Annotated in this window: 14 protein-coding genes; 2 read left to right on the plus strand and 12 right to left on the minus strand. The window is 62.3% G+C overall.

Annotation, left to right across the window (positions count from 1 at the left end; all coding sequences use genetic code 11):
• Positions 1-54: 54 nt before the first annotated feature.
• From virB11 to ACX3VQ_RS09840, 9 genes are all read right to left on the minus strand, one after another.
• The gene (gene virB11, locus ACX3VQ_RS09800; protein WP_462580871.1) at positions 55-1,053 is read right to left on the minus strand and encodes a P-type DNA transfer ATPase VirB11; all 999 of its coding nucleotides are present in this window, start codon (positions 1,051-1,053) and stop codon (positions 55-57) included.
• Positions 1,050-2,156, minus strand: a complete 1,107-nt coding sequence (locus tag ACX3VQ_RS09805) for a TrbI/VirB10 family protein (protein WP_462580872.1) — start codon at positions 2,154-2,156, stop codon at positions 1,050-1,052. Before ACX3VQ_RS09805 ends, virB11 begins: the two co-directional genes overlap by 4 nt.
• Complete coding sequence (locus tag ACX3VQ_RS09810) at positions 2,156-2,965, minus strand: TrbG/VirB9 family P-type conjugative transfer protein (RefSeq protein ID WP_462580873.1); 810 nt, start codon at positions 2,963-2,965, stop codon at positions 2,156-2,158. The genes ACX3VQ_RS09805 and ACX3VQ_RS09810 overlap by 1 nt, the downstream gene beginning before the upstream one ends.
• A complete protein-coding gene (locus tag ACX3VQ_RS09815; RefSeq protein WP_462580875.1) occupies positions 2,962-4,137 on the minus strand; it encodes a TrbL/VirB6 family protein in 1,176 nt (391 codons plus the stop codon). Before ACX3VQ_RS09815 ends, ACX3VQ_RS09810 begins: the two co-directional genes overlap by 4 nt.
• On the minus strand, positions 4,134-6,560 hold the full coding sequence (locus ACX3VQ_RS09820) for a VirB4 family type IV secretion/conjugal transfer ATPase (protein WP_462580876.1): 2,427 nt from the start codon (positions 6,558-6,560) through the stop codon (positions 4,134-4,136). The genes ACX3VQ_RS09815 and ACX3VQ_RS09820 overlap by 4 nt, the downstream gene beginning before the upstream one ends.
• Positions 6,561-6,577: 17 nt before the next feature.
• A complete protein-coding gene (locus ACX3VQ_RS09825) occupies positions 6,578-6,862 on the minus strand; it encodes a VirB3 family type IV secretion system protein (protein ID WP_462573001.1) in 285 nt (94 codons plus the stop codon).
• 7 nt (positions 6,863-6,869) lie between these two features.
• Positions 6,870-7,169: a TrbC/VirB2 family protein gene (locus ACX3VQ_RS09830; RefSeq protein WP_462580877.1), complete on the minus strand. Its 300-nt coding sequence runs from the start codon at positions 7,167-7,169 to the stop codon at positions 6,870-6,872.
• Positions 7,170-7,820, minus strand: coding sequence for a lytic transglycosylase domain-containing protein (locus ACX3VQ_RS09835; RefSeq protein WP_462572998.1), 651 nt, complete (start codon positions 7,818-7,820; stop codon positions 7,170-7,172).
• Between the two features lie 220 nt (positions 7,821-8,040).
• Positions 8,041-8,439, minus strand: coding sequence for a hypothetical protein (locus ACX3VQ_RS09840; protein WP_462580879.1), 399 nt, complete (start codon positions 8,437-8,439; stop codon positions 8,041-8,043).
• Between the two features lie 319 nt (positions 8,440-8,758).
• Here ACX3VQ_RS09840 and ACX3VQ_RS09845 point away from each other — a divergent pair, with 319 nt between their 5' ends.
• Positions 8,759-10,294, plus strand: coding sequence for a hypothetical protein (locus ACX3VQ_RS09845; protein WP_462580881.1), 1,536 nt, complete (start codon positions 8,759-8,761; stop codon positions 10,292-10,294).
• A 124-nt stretch (positions 10,295-10,418) separates the two neighbouring features.
• Entirely contained in the window at positions 10,419-13,115 is a 2,697-nt protein-coding gene (locus ACX3VQ_RS09850; RefSeq protein ID WP_462581204.1) for a TonB-dependent receptor domain-containing protein, read from the plus strand.
• A 105-nt stretch (positions 13,116-13,220) separates the two neighbouring features.
• On the opposite strand, the gene ACX3VQ_RS09855 is transcribed toward ACX3VQ_RS09850, so the two are convergent.
• The 3 genes from ACX3VQ_RS09855 to ACX3VQ_RS09865 form a co-directional block, all read right to left on the minus strand.
• A complete protein-coding gene (locus tag ACX3VQ_RS09855; protein ID WP_462580882.1) occupies positions 13,221-13,925 on the minus strand; it encodes a response regulator transcription factor in 705 nt (234 codons plus the stop codon).
• Positions 13,926-14,009: 84 nt separating this feature from the next.
• A complete protein-coding gene (locus tag ACX3VQ_RS09860; protein ID WP_462580883.1) occupies positions 14,010-15,035 on the minus strand; it encodes an aldo/keto reductase in 1,026 nt (341 codons plus the stop codon).
• Between the two features lie 17 nt (positions 15,036-15,052).
• Positions 15,053-15,790 carry an SDR family NAD(P)-dependent oxidoreductase gene (locus ACX3VQ_RS09865; RefSeq protein ID WP_462580885.1) on the minus strand — a complete coding sequence of 246 codons (738 nt, stop codon included), beginning with the start codon at positions 15,788-15,790 and terminating at the stop codon, positions 15,053-15,055.
• Positions 15,791-15,796: the final 6 nt, after the last annotated feature.

Genomic DNA, 15,796 nt, shown 5'->3' on the forward strand with positions numbered 1-15,796 from the left:
TGCGCCTTGGATAATGTCGAAAAATGGATGGCCACAGACGTCCTGGCGCGCAGATCAAATCAGCGAGCGGCAGTCAGCGATTTCGGTGATCCCACGCTTGCCCTGCCCGTCACGCCCCAATTGCACGATCACATCGATCACCGATGCGGCATATTGGATCGTGTCGCCGCGTGAGAGCCCGATTCCGGTCTGCATCACCATCAGCGACAATTGCTCCAGCGCGCCGGTGAGGCTGTTGGCGTGAATGGTTGAAAAGCTTCCCGGGTGGCCGGTGTTGATCGCGCGCAGGAAGCTTACGCTTTCCGCCCCGCGCAATTCGCCCAGCACGATCCGGTCGGGCCGCAAACGCAATGCCGCCTGCAGCAGCTCGTTGGCAGAAACCTTCGCTTCGCCCAATTCGCCCTTCACCGCCACCAGGCCAACGCCATTGGCGCCGGGCAGTTTTAGCTCGGGTGTATCCTCCACCAGCACCACCCGTTCGCTGCGCGGAATTTCCTTCAGCATGGCGTTGAGGAAGGTGGTTTTGCCGGTGCTGGTCCCGCCCGAAATCAGGATGGTGCGGCGCTGGCGGATCGCTTCGCGTAGATAGGCGATCGGCTGGGCTTGCGGGTCAGGCATGGCGGGCGCATCGGGCTTTGTCAGCGGACCGCTGTCATAGGCGTCAAGCGGCAGATCGAGCCGGCGGTGGCGGCGGATCGCCATCGCCCAATGCTTGCGCGCGGCAGGCGGCCCGCAAAACTGGATACGCGCGCCATCAGGCAGTGTTGCACCCAGTAGCGGATGCTCGCGATTGATCCCCTGATGGCTGACCCGCGCAACCTGCTCGGCCAGGCGCTGCACCAGTGCATCGTCAATCTCGGGCGTCTCGATCCGCTTCATGCCGGGATCGGCGGCATCCTCCACCCAGACTTCGCCGGGACGGTTCACCATGATTTCGGTCACGGTATCCAGGTCAAGCCAGCGCCTGAACGGCGCCAGATAGGCCTCAAGATAGACGCTGCGTTCGCCAGCGCCGGTGCTATCAAACGGCAGCGGATGTATCTCTGCGCTCATCCGCTGACCTGCGAGAAATCGAGATCGCGCGCCGTGAACACCCGGATCGGCTCTCCCTGGCGCACGCGCACGGTGGGACCGATCTGGCCATCCTGCTGGGCTGCTGCGGCCGCCGCAGAACTGCCGCCTCCCAGCACAATCGAAGTGCCGCCCGTCGCGATCGCGGTCAGCCCGTCGACGACCGACAAAAGCATTGCTGAACCGAACCGCTGGAAGAAGTTGGATTTCACCTGGCCTTGTAGCCCGGTGGTGCCATCAAAGCCCACCGCAGGCGAGGCAAGGTTCACTGAAGCGCCATCGGGCCGGATCAACCGCGTCCAGATGACATAGGCGCGCTTCTGCCCGCCCTGCAGGCCCGACTGATATTGCCCGATCAGCCGCGAGCTGCGCGGCACCAGGATACGCGTACCATCGAAGCTGCGCACATTCTCGCTCACCACCGCGCGGACATAGCCCGGCACATTTGTATCGATCGCGGTTTCCAGGATCGCAGGGATCAGCGTGCCCTGGGTGACAGTGGTTGAAGGATTGGTCATCGCCCGCGCTTGCGCGGGGGCGCCGCCTACGCCGCCGATGCGGCTGGCGAAGTCGGCTGCCGAGCCTGCACCGGCGCTGGTGGCGGTGGCGGCATCGGCGGAGGCTGCTTCACCCGCAGGAGACTGGGCCTGCTGCACCGCCGCGCTGGCATCGAACACCATGGTCGGGCTGGCATAGGGATTGACAGCGGAAACGGGGGCTGGCGCGGCGCTCTCATTGATCGGTTGCACGCTCGCTGCGGGCATGGGTTGTGCCTCGGCGGGCTGCGGCGCGGGAACGACAGCCGCCTGCACCGGCGCCTCGACCGGTGCGGGCGCAGGCACGCTGGCCTGGTCTTCCAGCCGCGCCGAATTCATCCCCCAGAAGGCAACCGCGCCCAACCCCGCTACGATCGCAATTCCGGCAACCAAGCCGAGAGTGTCGGACTTGCCCTGCTGCTGCGCCACCACAGGATAGGCGGTGCGGCTGGCAAGGTCGATGATCTCCGCCGATTCCTGCTCACGCGGATCAGCCCCGCTTGCTTCGCCACCCTTGCCCTTGGTGGGCAGCCTCATTGCCAGGCGCATCAGTTCGCCTCCCTCGATTGAGCTTCGGCCCTTGCCAGAGCAGGATCGTCACGCAGCGGCAGCGCCGGGCGGACAGGGCCACGATTGACCAGCAGCGCACTATCCTCCCCCGATTTCAGCACAATCTCGCGCGGCACGGCCTGCACCACGATCGTGTCGCCGCGCACCGTGAAATTGACCGGCCCTTCTGTCCCTTCCTGATCCTTGATCAATATCGCCGGAACTGCACGATCGGCGGGCCAGGAAAGGAAGGTCGCGCGGCCATCGTCATAGGCCCGCACCGGCAGAAGGCCGGCATTGCCCTGCTTCTCCCAGTCGAAATTGAGCACGGCTGGATCGACCACGGCATAGGGGTCTGTCGCAGCCGCCATTTCCGCCGGATTGGCGGTCTCGCGCGCTGCCAGTGCGGCCTCCTCTGCCGTGGGCTCAGGCGGATCGGGATAGGTAAAGCTCAGCACATAGACCGGGCGGCCACGCGGATTGGCAACCAGATCGAACAGATAGGTGCGCTTGCTGGTCACCACCGTCATATTGGTCACAGCAGTTGCCGAAAGGGGTTTCACAAACAGCAGGTTGGCGCGCTTGTTCGGCGTTACCTGCCAGCTCTGCGAATCCCCGATGGCGACATTTTCGATCACCTCGTCATCGCCGAACATGATCGTTGCCTGGACCCGCGCCTTGCCGTCGATCCGCACCACTTGGGCAGGATCATAAAGCCGCTCGACCAGTCGCGGATCATCAGCCAGCGCTGGCCCGGATACGAAGGTGGCAAGCGCTAGCACAGCTGCGGGGATCGCGGCGCGAATCATGTTGGCATCTCCGATTTGCGCGCCAATGCGCGCGCTTGCACAGGGCGGAAGCGATTGCCGATTCCGCGCGTGCGTGAGGGTGCAGCGGCACTGTCACCTGCTGCCGATGGCGGCGAACTGGTGGCATAGACCCGCGTTTCGCGAATTCGGCTCGATCCGGCTTGTCCGCCCGCATCATTGGCGGGGGTAGTGGCGGTCACCGCACTCACATCGATGCGGCGGGCGGCATTTCCCGAAGCGGCGGCATAGCGCGGATCGGGTTGGCGCGATTGCGCGGATCCGGCGGCTGTCGCGGGCGTATGGCCCGTGCTGTCTTCCCGGCCCGCGGCAAGCCCGAAAACCTCCCAGCCAGAGACCATGGTGGCCGCAACCTTGAGCACCATCACCATGAGTGCCACATGCACTGCGCCAACCAGGAAAAAGGCCATGGCGGCACGTGGGTCAATCTGGCCCGGTGTCCCGGTCAGCCCCGCCAGCACCGGCACAGCAAGCTCTAGCATGATCGTGCCGCCGAGCACCGCGAACAGCGGAGTCAGCGCCAGCATCACCAGTCCCTTGAGCCAGCCGGCGAAAATCCCGCGAGTCCCATTGAACAGTGCCATGACGACGAAGATCGGCCCCAGCGCCACCAGCAGCGCCAGCGCGATACGCGAAGTAACGAGCACGCCCACGGTGCCCAGCAGCAGCATGACCGCACCCAGCCACATCAGGCCGGCCGGCGAAAAGGCCTCAAAATTCTGCTGCCCCTGGCTCGCCTGCTGGACCGCGGCGAACACCACGTCGAGCTTCTCGGCAAACACCCGCGTTGCCGATCCGTCGCTGCCGGTCAGCAGCGTAGCGAGATAATCCGGCGTTTCGACGAACAGCGGCCAGATGAAGCTGCGAAAGGCGACCCAGCTGGTCGAAAAGGCCAGCACCAGGCCGACGGTGATCATGCGCGGCAACAGCGCCCTGACGCTGAGGTTCGAACGCCCCAGCATCAGGCTGATGGCGAAGAAGGAAACATACAGCGTCAGCAGGATTACAAGCGCGGTTTCGAGCGCCCCGCCCGGAGCGAAGATCTTGCCAAAAGCGCTCGCGGCGCCATCTGCGGCAATGCAATCCACCGCCTGCAGCGCCGCCGCAATGCCCCCGCCCATTTCGGACAGTGCACTGTCACAAAAGCCGTTCATTCGGCTGCCTGCCAGATCGGCAGCTCGCCCATTTCGCCGCCATCGCTGTGGCCCGGCCACACGCGCCCGGTAAGCGGCGGGAACCAGTCCGCCGGATCATCGCCCACCGCCGCGCGCAGCAGGTCCAGCCGCCGGACCGAAGCTTCGCGGCCCGAAAGGATGGTGAGCACTTCGGGTGCCCCGGAAAGGTCAAGCCGCACAACCACGCTGGCATCGGGCTGGCGCACCAGGAAGCAGCGGCTGTGCGCGGGCAGCGAACGGATCAGCGCGAATTCGTGGGCAGTCAGCCCAAACCCGTCGCAATAATCCTCTGCCCGGGCGCGCGAATTGGGCATGAAGATCATCGTCGCGGTCTGTTCGACCAGCGCCGCCGAAATGCGGCTCTCAAGCGCGTCACGCGCGCTCTGCGTGGCGAAGCCGACCAGTGCATTGCGTTTGCGCAGCGTCTTGAGCCAGTCACGGATGCGCGCGGCGAACACCGCGTCGTCAAGCGCCTTCCACCCCTCGTCGATCAGGATCATCGTCGGCTTGCCGTCAAGCCGCTCATCGATCCGGTGGAACAGATACATCATCACCGGCGTGCGCAGCCGCGGATTTTCGAGCAGCGCGGTCATGTCAAAGCCAAGCACGCGGTTCTCGAGATTGAGCTCGTCACGTTCATTGTCGAACAGCCAGGCATGTTCGCCATTATGAATCCAGGCCGAAAGCCGATCGGCAAGATCGCCGCGCTCGGGCCGCCTTGCCCCGGCAAGCAGTTCCCTGAAATGCCTGAGTTGTCGCAGCGAGGCGTCGTTTTCATAGGCCGCATCGACCGCTGCCGAAATCAGCGCCAGTTCCTCGGGCCCTTCGGCTGCAAGCAGCACGCCCAGCCAGTCGCGCAGGAAGGCGCGGTTTGCCGCACTATCGGGCAGCGCAAGCGGATTGAACCCTGTCGGCTCACCCGCGCTGATCCGGTCATAACGCCCGCCGATGCCGCGAATGAACAGCTCGGCCCCGCGGTCCTTGTCAAACAGGATGGTGCGGGGTGAGAATTTCTGGGCCTGCGCGGCGAGGAAATTCATCACTACGGTCTTGCCCGAACCCGATGGGCCGATGACGGAGAAATTGCCGAGGTCACCGTGGTGAAAATTGAAGAAGAACGGGGTCGAACTGGTCGTCTGCAACAGGGTTACTGCATCGCCCCAGTGGTTGCCGCTGGCCTTGCCCAGGGCAAAACCGTGCATCGACCCGAAGCTGGCCATGTTGGCGCTGGAGATCAGCGCGCGCCGCACGACATATTGCTCGTTGCCAGGAAACTGCGCCCAGAAGCCGGGCTCGAGATTGATGTCCTCGCGCACCGCAATCGCGCCGGTGTCCGCCAGGGCTGCGGCGCAGGCGGCGGCTGCCTCGTCGAGCCGCGGCAGGCTGCTTTCGCGCACCTGCACCGTAAGGTGATGGTCGCCAAAGCCCACCGCGCCATTGCCTAGCGCATCGCGCGCCGAAAGCATGTCCGCCCGCTCGGCGGCGGCTTCCTCGTCAACCGAACGAAGCCGACGCAGGGCAAGATCGATCCGTTCCTTGGCCGTCGTCCGCTCTGCAGGGGCATAGCTTTCAGTCACGATCATTTCGAAGGGCTGCCGCAGCAAGCCGTCCAGCAGTCCGGGCGAAGTCGCTTCGGGATAGTCCTTTAGGCCCAGAATCGCACCGAACTCGGACCCGCCCGACCCGCGCAATTCCATCGCGTCGAGCCCGAAGCTCGCCCGGCGATAGGGCAACATCTGCCCGATATCGGTATCCTCTGCGGGCCGGCGCACCGGGCGCATTTCGCCATTGTAGAGCGCAGAGAGCAGCTCGAGCATCTCGGAATTGGTGCCGCCACCGGGATTGTCATAATCGCCCAGCACCTGTGCGCCATAGGCCTGCAACGAAGCGACCAGCCCGGTCACCGCCGCCTTGAGCGTGCGCACATCCTTGGGATCGGCCTCGATCTCGCCGCCGCCCCTGCGGCTGAATTTGCGTGCAATGCGCTCGGCCAGCCCGGTCTTGCCGCGCGCAGGGCGGCGGATCAGTGTGATGAACTGGTCGTTGACGAACAGCGCGCCGCCCGCCAGCCGTTCCTTCCAGCGGGTATCGATATGGCGGCATAGCGGATCGTCGAAATCGGCTTCCAGCTCCACCTCGACCCGCCGCCGGATGACGTGGTGGTAGAGCACGAAGCGCGAATCGAGCGTGGAGCGCAGCACCACTTCGCGGGTTGCGGCATGGGCATTGAGGCTGTCCGAATCCTCGGTTTCGAACAGCAGGCCGGGCACCTGGATCGATGTCATCACCGATCCGTCGCGCAGCAGCATCGTGCTCTCGTCAATCAGCCGCAGATAAGGCAAGCGGTCGCCCGCGCGGGCTTCCTTTGCGCCCCAGGCCGCCGCTCCGATCCATTTGCTCATCAGATCAATGTCCTGCGTTACGGCGCATAGCTGTTGCAGCCCCAGCGCTTGTAATTTTTCACGCGCGGGCATTGCGACACCTTCGTGATCCACAGATCGAAGATGCGCGGCTCACGCAGCGAAACGAAATAGCCGACCACATGGGTCACGATCGGCACGGGAATGATCCAGAAGCTTTTCAGGACCAGGAAAGCGATCGTCGTCACCATCAGATTGATGATGAAGAAATTCATCGTCACGCCCGCGAACATCTGCGGCCGGGTGAGTGCGCGGTGCACGGGATGGCGGACGAGGTCGCTCATGCGCGCCCTACCCCGCCGCCGCCTGGATACCGGCGACAATGGTGGTCGCGCCGAACAGGATGAACACGCCCACGATCACCGTCACGCCGAAGCGCCAGTTCATCCGCCCGGTCAGCATCATGAAGCCGACCGCTGCCACCGCCATCACCGCAACCGTGGTCGCGACTGTGCCCAGCAGCGTGCCCTGAAGCCATGCCAGCGCCGCCACGATCGGGCCCGAGCCCTGCGGATCGCCGGCCTGCTGCGCAAATGCGGCGGTGGGGCTAAGCAGCAATGCCAGGGCCGTCAGGCGGGAGAAGAGACGCATTTATGGTGTTTCCTTGGAACTGTGATTGGCAAGGCGATCCATGATCGCCACGACATATTGCTGGGTTTCGCGGATACGCGGCACGCCGCCCGCGCGCTCGACCCGTCCCGGCCCGGCATTGTAGGCGGCGAGCGCCTTTTCCAGATCGCCGCCAAACCGGTCGAGCTGCTCGCGCAGATAACGTGCGCCGCCTTCAAGATTGGCAAAGGGATCGTCAGGATTGACGCCCAGATAGCTGGCAGTTCCCGGCATCAGCTGAGCCAGCCCGCGCGCGCCCTTGGGCGAAACCGCAGCAGCGCGCCAGCGGCTTTCCTGCCAGACCAGCGCCTCGATCAGTGCGGGGCTAAGATCGTAACGCGCCGAAAGCTCGGCAACCTTGGCGGCAAATTGCGGTGGAACCCCGCGGCTGCTGGCCTCTGCCTGGGCCACGGGAATATACCGCGCTGGCACAGCAGCCTGATCGGGAATTACGATTGCTTGCGGCGGCGTTTCGGCCGCCAAGCCGATCTCGAGCGGGCCACCGGACACCCAGCGCGAGCCCTCCGCGCCGATTTCAAGCACGTCTGCCCTAACTGGCGCAGCCACCAGCGCCAGAATCGCCGCTGCCGATAAACAACCGGCTTGCGCGAGAATCACTTGGGACGCCTTCATCAGGCCCCCATGCTTAGCCCAAGTGACAATGCAGTGACAAAACTGCGAAGGACGCGTTTCTCAAGTCATGCACAGGCTATCCACACCCCGCCCGGCGATTGCCGCTCGATCGGCGGAATTCCCCGGTCAGGACAAGAAAAAGCGCCCCGGAACTACAGTCCCGAAGCGCCTTAGGTGGCCCGGTTTTTCAGGCCTGCCGATATGATGCGGAACCCGCCCGTCAGCGCACCGCCATGCGCGTAGTGTGGAGCGAACCATCTCCAAGCATGCGCAGGGCCTGGCGTGCAAGCGCCCGCGAATAGACCCAATCGCCCTGAGAGGTTTCGAGTTCCATCTGGTCTGTGCTCGTCAGAGCCGCCTGGAACATTGCGCGGGCCTGACTTTCATCACCGCTGCGCGCGTAGGCAACACCCAGATTGAGCAGCCGCGCCGGATCGTTCTGCGCCAAAACTCGATTGGCTTCGATCTCGGCGATGGCGCGTTCGTTGTCGCCCGCCATCAACGCCTCATACCCAACCTGACTTTCCGCCGAACGAACCTCGATTTCAACCGATTCGCCAGCAGGCAATGCAGCCGACTGAGCCAGAATCATGGTGCAGGCGATAGCTGCTGCGATCATGTTTGTTCTCCCATTGACGCATCAAGAATGGCGCAATGCGCATGGGGGAGCAATAAAAATGAAACATTGTCATAAATCCGCAATCTTTAACTCATAACACACTGATATATATCTGTAATATACACACCCAGACTGTGAGAAGCGAGTTGGAGCCGTAGCGCGCCCGACGTCATATTTGTCATTCTTCAGTCATAGTTTGTGGATTGTTGCAAAACCGCAATCTTGGCCCCCAAACTGTCATCAAGCCCCCCTAGCGAACCGGTGCGCACCAACGCGCAGACTTTTCCGATTCTGGGTTTTCTTGAGGGGACCGCTCGCTGTGAAAAACATTCAAAAAACGCTCATTCTTGGTTGCAGCCTGGTCGCCCTGGCCGGCTGTGGTGCAGACGAAATCGTCTCTCCCGGCACTGGCGGGAACATTATCATCAACAACCCGGCACCAACACCCACGCCCACGCCGCCGCCCGGCTCCGGCAACGTAACACCGGCTGCGGGCTGCCCGACCATTGCGGCCACCGGCGGGCTGACAGACGGCGGGACGATTTCCGGCCCAACCGGCGAATATCGCATTTGCCAGCTTCCGGCCTTGATCGATGCGGATTCCACCCTCCCCTTTATCAGCGGTCTGCTCTACTCCCTGCCCGGCCAGGTTGATGTCGGCACGGACCGCGGCCCCACCAGCACCGGAACCGATGTCACGCTGACCATCGAGCCAGGCGTAATCGTGTATGGGGCAACGGGCCGTTCGTTTCTTGTGGTCAACCGCGGCAACTCGATCGAGGCAAGCGGTACCGCTGCACGGCCGATCATCTTCACCAGTCGCGACAATGTGCTTGGACTCAGCACCGACGCCTCGATCTCGCAATGGGGCGGTGTTGTCCTGCTGGGCCGGGCGCCGGTCTCGGATTGCCGCTCCGGCACCATCAATCCGGCCAATCAGGCTGATTGCGAACAGCAGCTTGAGGGGACCAACACCACTACGCTGTTCGGCGGCGCCAACCCGGCTGACAGTTCGGGCTCGCTCGAATTTGTACAGATCCGCTTTTCCGGTTTCAGTATCGCCCCTGGCAGCGAGCTGCAGTCGCTGACTACCGGCGGCACCGGCACGGGCACGAAGTTGAACAACATCATGTCGTTCAACAGTTCCGATGACGGGATCGAACTCTTCGGTGGTTCGGTCAACATCAAGAATCTGGTCGTCGTGGGCGCTGATGACGATTCGATCGATGTCGATTCCGGGGCGCAGGCCAATCTTCAGTTCGTGATCGCCGCGCAGCGCAGCGGCGGGGGTGACAATATCATCGAACTCGACTCGCCCGATTCGGACTTTTCGACAGCAGCCAACCCGCAAACCGTGCTGCGGGTTGCCAACTTCACCTTCCTCGAGCGCTCGAGCACCAATTCGCAGGCCGTGCGCTATCGCGGCGGCGCCAAGGGCGTGCTCGTCAATGGCGTGATCGACACTGACAACGAAACCGGCATCCGCGTGGATGAAGCAGTAACGCTTGCGGCCGTACCTGTATTCCAGTCAGTGATCGGTGACTTTGACCCGGCGCGGCCATTCCGCGGCGATGCGGGCAACACCGATGCCCAGGTCAAGGCAGCATGGGATGCAGGCAGCAACAACAACGAGAATGTTGTCATTACGCTGACCATGAGCATCGCCAACGGAACCAATGAGACAGCGGTTCCAGCTTTCGATGTGACCGGCCTGTCGTCCTTCTTCGAAGCGGTGAACTATATCGGTGCAGTCCAGAACGAAGCCGATACCCGCTTCGACAACTGGACCTGCAACTCGGCGACACTCAACTTCGGCAGTTCCAATGGAGCCTGCACCTCGCTGCCGGTCAACTGATCGCGCCTTTCGCACCAAGTGGGAGGCGCCACGCATAGCGGCGCCTCCCACACCCGCATTTACCGCCAGAGCGCATGCTTCTGGCTCAAATTCAGGACCTTAAAACATGAAGGGGTCTTCCACCATGTCGACCGTCAAGCGCTTGGCAGGGCTGTTGCTGCTCACATCTTCGCTCACTTTCCCGGCACTTGCAGCGGCTCAGGAAACAACGCCGCCGGAAGAACCGGCCGATGCCGAAGAAACTGAGGCTCAAGCTTCCCCGCAGGACGAACAATATGTCGAGCCCGATGTCTCGGTCCCCGGCGGCGGGATCATCGTCACCGGGCGGCGCAACCGCGACCCCGCCCGGTCTTCGACCCAGGTTCTCAATGTGCTGTCCGAAGCCGACATCGCGCGAACCGGTGAAGGCGACATCGCTGGCGCGCTTGGCCGCGTGACCGGCCTTTCACTGGTCGGCGACGGACGCGTGTTCGTGCGCGGTTTGGGAGATCGTTATTCGCTGGCACTGCTCAACGGCCTGCCATTGCCGAGCCCCGAACCGCTCAGCCGCGTGGTCCCGCTAGACATCTTCCCGACCAGCGTGATCGCATCCTCGCTGGTGCAAAAGACCTATTCGGTGAATTATCCGGGCGAATTCGGCGGCGGTGTGATCAATCTCACCACGCGCGCGATTCCGGAGGAGAGCTTCCTCAAACTGAGCGTCAGTGCCAGTGGCGACAGCGAAACAACCTTCCAGAATGGCTTGCAATATTTCGGCTCCTCGACCGACTGGACCGGGTTCGATAACGGCAATCGGGACATCCCCGCCAACCTTCAGGCCTTCTTCGACAGCGGCGAACGGCTTGCTGATACCTCGATCGAGATACAGGAAGGCATAGCGGGTCAATTGTTCCCGGCGAACCTTGTCACAGTGCAGAAGAATAATACGCTACCAGCGAATTTTTCGGCCTCGATCACCGGCGGTTCTTCATTCGAGGTGGGTGACGGCGACTATCTTGGCGTGATCGCGACCGCGAGCATCAAGAACAGCTGGCGCAACCGCTCGGTCCGCTCCCAGGCGGCCAATACCGATCTGACGGTCATCACCGACGATTTCACCAATTTCATCACCGACAACAACATACTGGTGAACGGCCTGCTTGGTTTCGGGCTGGACATTGGCGAACATACGATCCGCTGGACCAATCTCTACATTCGCGACACGCTGAAGACCGCGCGGCTCGAACAGGGTACCAGCTTCCAGCTGGGCGAGACCGGCTTTGACTTCGTGAACCAGAATACGGCCTGGTTCGAGCGTCAGTTGATCGACACGCAGCTGGTGGGCGAATTCAAGTTCGGCGATCTGCAACTGGACCTGCGCGGCGGCTATGCACGGACCGATCGGGAGGCCCCGTTCAATGCGCTGTTTTCCTATACCCGCACCAATGTGGCTGACAGCCCCTTTGGCGACCAGTTCGTGGCCTATTTCAACCGCCTGTCAGACAGCGGGTTGACGCGGATCGCCTTTGACGACCTGCAGGAAGAGCTCATCTATAGTGGCATCGACGTCAGCTATCCGCTGACTGACAATCTCGAGACCTCCTTTGGCTACGCCTATACGGATGTGGATCGCTATTCCATCCGGCGCGAATTCGCCCCCAGAGTCGAAGGGGATTTGCTGGACGAAAGCCTGATTCCGGCAATTGGCCTGCGCCGACCCGGAGATATATTCAACGGATCGACACTGGCCGGTTTTACCGTGCGGCTTGATGAAACAAGCGATTTCCCGGCCTTTGACGCTGGGCTGCGCATCCATGCCGGCTATGGCCTGGTACGCTTCCTGCCGAGCAACACACTGACAGTGGAGCTTGGCGTTCGCTACGAAGATGCCGTGCAGACCGTGGCGCTGGACCAGTCGATTTTCAACACACCGATTGTCGGAGCCACACCGACCAACAATCGTGAGGATTACTTCCTCCCCGCCGGAACGATAACCTGGGAAGCGATGGACGATCTGCAACTGCGCCTTTCAGCGTCGCAGACGATTGCCCGGCCGCAGTTCCGCGAACTGGTTGAACAGCTCTATTTCGACCCTGAATCGAACCGCGCGCTGCGTGGCAACCCGTTCCTGGTCGACAGCGAACTGCTGAACCTTGAAGCGCGCGGGGAATATTATCTCGGCGGCGGTGACCGGATCAGCCTGGCCGGTTTCTGGAAGAAGATCGATAATCCGATCGAAGCTTTCATCACCTCTTCAGGTGGCGGGCGCCTGCTTACCAGCTTTGCCAATGCACCCGAAGCCACGCTTTATGGCGGCGAGGTTGAACTGCAATACGGGATTGACCTGATTGACCTTGGCGGCTTGTTCGAAACCAAGCAGCTGTTGCTCATTGCCAACTATACCTACACCAAATCGGATATCTCGGTGGTTGATGGCGACATCACCTTGCTCCCTCCCAATGGGGCAACTCCGGCCTCGCAATTGTTCGACGATGGCGATGCGCTAACCGGCCAGTCAGACCATGTTGCCAACTTCCAGGTCGGGATCGAGGACACCGAAAAGACGCAGCAGGCTACCTTCCTGTTCAACTATGCCAGCAAGCGAGTGACCAGCCGTGGTTTCCAGCGCCCTGACGTGCTCGAGAATCCGGGCCTGACCGTCGATTTCGTTTCGCGGGCGGAAATCGGTGCGTTCGGGCAGCCATTCGAGCTTTCGTTCGAAGTGCGCAACATCTTCGGGCGCGACAATTTCGAATTCCAGCGGAACGAAACCAACCGCATCGAGATCAACAGCTACGATGTCGGTACGAGTTTCTCGATCGGAATCTCCACCGAGTTCTGACCTTTCCTCCCAAGGTCAGAAGGGCCGCCTTGTCTTGACGAGGCGGCCCTTACCATTGGACAGAACAGGGAATACGGCGGACCCCTCAATCAACCGCATGAGCGCTCAATATGTGTCGAACACATATCCCAGCGCGTGAACCGTGCGCAGCGGATTGCCCGCACCTGCGGCCTTGAGCCCGCGCCGCAATCGCCCGACCCAGACATCGACCGTACGTTCGTCGATCGGCGGTTCGCGCTTGCCCAGCCCCGTGATCAATTCCTGCCGAGACAGCACCCGGTCGGGATTCTCGGCGAAATAGCGCAGCAGGCGGAATTCGTTCGGGCTCAGTTCAATCGGCTCACCTGCCCACCTCGCCTGATGGCCAAGCGTGTCGATGGTAAGCTGGGCAAGCTCGATCAGCGGCACCATGCGGCGCGCAGCAAGCGCAGTGGTTTCCCCAACCGCGTCATGCGCCTTGAGCGCCAATACCCGATCAAGCATCATTTTGCGGTCGATCGGGCCGACCATATAATCATCGGCCCCTGCACGCAGGGCGCGGCGCCGGTCTTCAGGATCATCCTCTTCCAGCACCATCGTGATATGCGCATCGGCAGTGCGGGGATCGGCGCGCAGACGGCGGCACATTTCAAGTCCGGCAAGGTCTTCCATCACCCAGTCGACAAAGGCCCAGACCGGCCCTTCGATCAGGCTGCGCGGACCCTCCGGGCCGACCCGGTCGAATTTGAGATGGAATGCATCATGCACGAAATCGTCAAGCGTTTCGCCCAATTCGCTGGTCAGCAAAATATTGATGACACCCACAGCCATTCACCCTGTTTCCAGCGGTGGAATGGCGCATGCGTGTGACGCGTTCGTGACGGATTGGTGCGTTTTCGCATAGGCTAGCCGCGATCAATCCTGGCGCAGTGTAACATGCTCCATCGGCGGCATGGGCAAGCCCAGCCCGTTCGGCCACTTGGGCCGATAGGGCGCTTCGAGCGCGGCGATCTCTTCCGGCGTCAACCCGATTTCGAGGGCGGCCAGCGCAGCATCGATATGCTGCGGTTTGGTCGCCCCGATGATCGGCGCCGTGACCGCCGGCTTGGTATAATGCCACGCCAGCGCAACGCTGGCGCGCGCCGCACCGCGTGCATCGGCGACCTTGCCGATCACATCGATCACCTCGCGATCGGCCGCATCCCCTTCCTTGTAGAGCACCTTGCCAACGCCGTCAGTCTGGCTGCGCACGGTTTCCTGGTCATTGGCACGGGCCAGCCGACCGCGTGCCAGCGGGCTCCACGGGATCACACCTACCCCTTCTGCCTCGCACAGCGGCAACATTTCGCGTTCTTCTTCCCGATAGAGCAGGTTGAGCTGGTTCTGCATCGAGATGAAACGTGTCCAGCCATTGGCGCGCGCCGCCTCCTGCGCTTTCGCGAACTGCCACGCATACATGGAGGAGGCCCCGATATAGCGCGCCTTGCCCGCTTTCACGATGTCATGCAGCGCTTCCATCGTCTCTTCAATTGGTGTCGCATCATCCCAGCGATGGATCTGGAACAGGTCGACATAATCCATCCCAAGCCGCCGCAGGCTGTCATCGATCGCCTGCATCAGGGCCTTGCGCGAATTGCCGCCGGCATTGGGCGCGTTGCGCCACGGGAAATAGGCCTTGGTCGCGACCACGATTTCGTCGCGCAGCGCCATTTCCTTCAGCAACCGGCCGGTAATCTCTTCCGACGTGCCGCCCGAATAGACATTGGCGGTATCGAAGAAATTGATCCCGCTCTCCAGCGCCTTGCGGAAGAAGGGACGGCTCTGATTCTCGTCGAGCAGCCAGTCGCCGTGCCACCCCTTGGTCGTATCGCCATAGCTCATGCAACCGAGGCACAGCCGCGAAACCTTGAGCCCGGAATTGCCGAGGCGTGAGAATTTCACCTTCTATCTCCTTGAGTTTACAATGAAAGGCCGCCATCAACGATCAGCGACTGCCCCGTAATATAGCTCGCAAGCGGCGATGCCAGAAACAATGCCGCCCCGGCCATGTCCTGCGGCGTTCCCATCCGCGCGAGCGGAATGCGCGCAATCGCTCCTTCGCGGCGCTTGTCGTTCTCGGTCGTGATCCTGGTCATCTTGGTCGGCACAAAGCCCGGAGCGATACCGTTGACCCGGATGCCCTCGCGCGCCCATGCCTGTGCCAGCGAGCCGACCAGGCTGGCGGCACCGGCCTTGCTCGCACCATAGGCCGGGTTGCCGATCATGGCGTGGAACGCCCCGGTCGAGCTGACGATGATGATCGAGCCTTGGCGCTGTGCCAGGCCGTGATGGAAAGCCCGCGCGCAGTCCATCACCGAATTGAGATTGACGTCGATCACCGCGTCCCAGCCTTCGCGCTCGAATTCCTCGCGGCCATATCGCACCGCGCCCTGGCACAGCACCAGCACGTCCACCGCGCTAAGCTGTGCCGCCAGCCTGGCGGCGGCATCGCGGTCGGTCACGTCCAGCTGGTGGTAGGTCAGCCCGGTGAAATCGCTGTCTTCAGCTTCGAGATAGTCGCCTTCATCAGGACGCCTGCCGGTTACATGCACCTCAGCTCCCCGCTCGCGGAAGCCGTGAGCGATGCCATTGCCAATCCCGCCCGATCCGCCCACCACCAGGACGCGCCGCTGCGAAAAATCGAGTGGATTGGTCATGCTTTT

It is taken from the genome of Altererythrobacter chaiwopuensis (assembly GCF_054957735.1).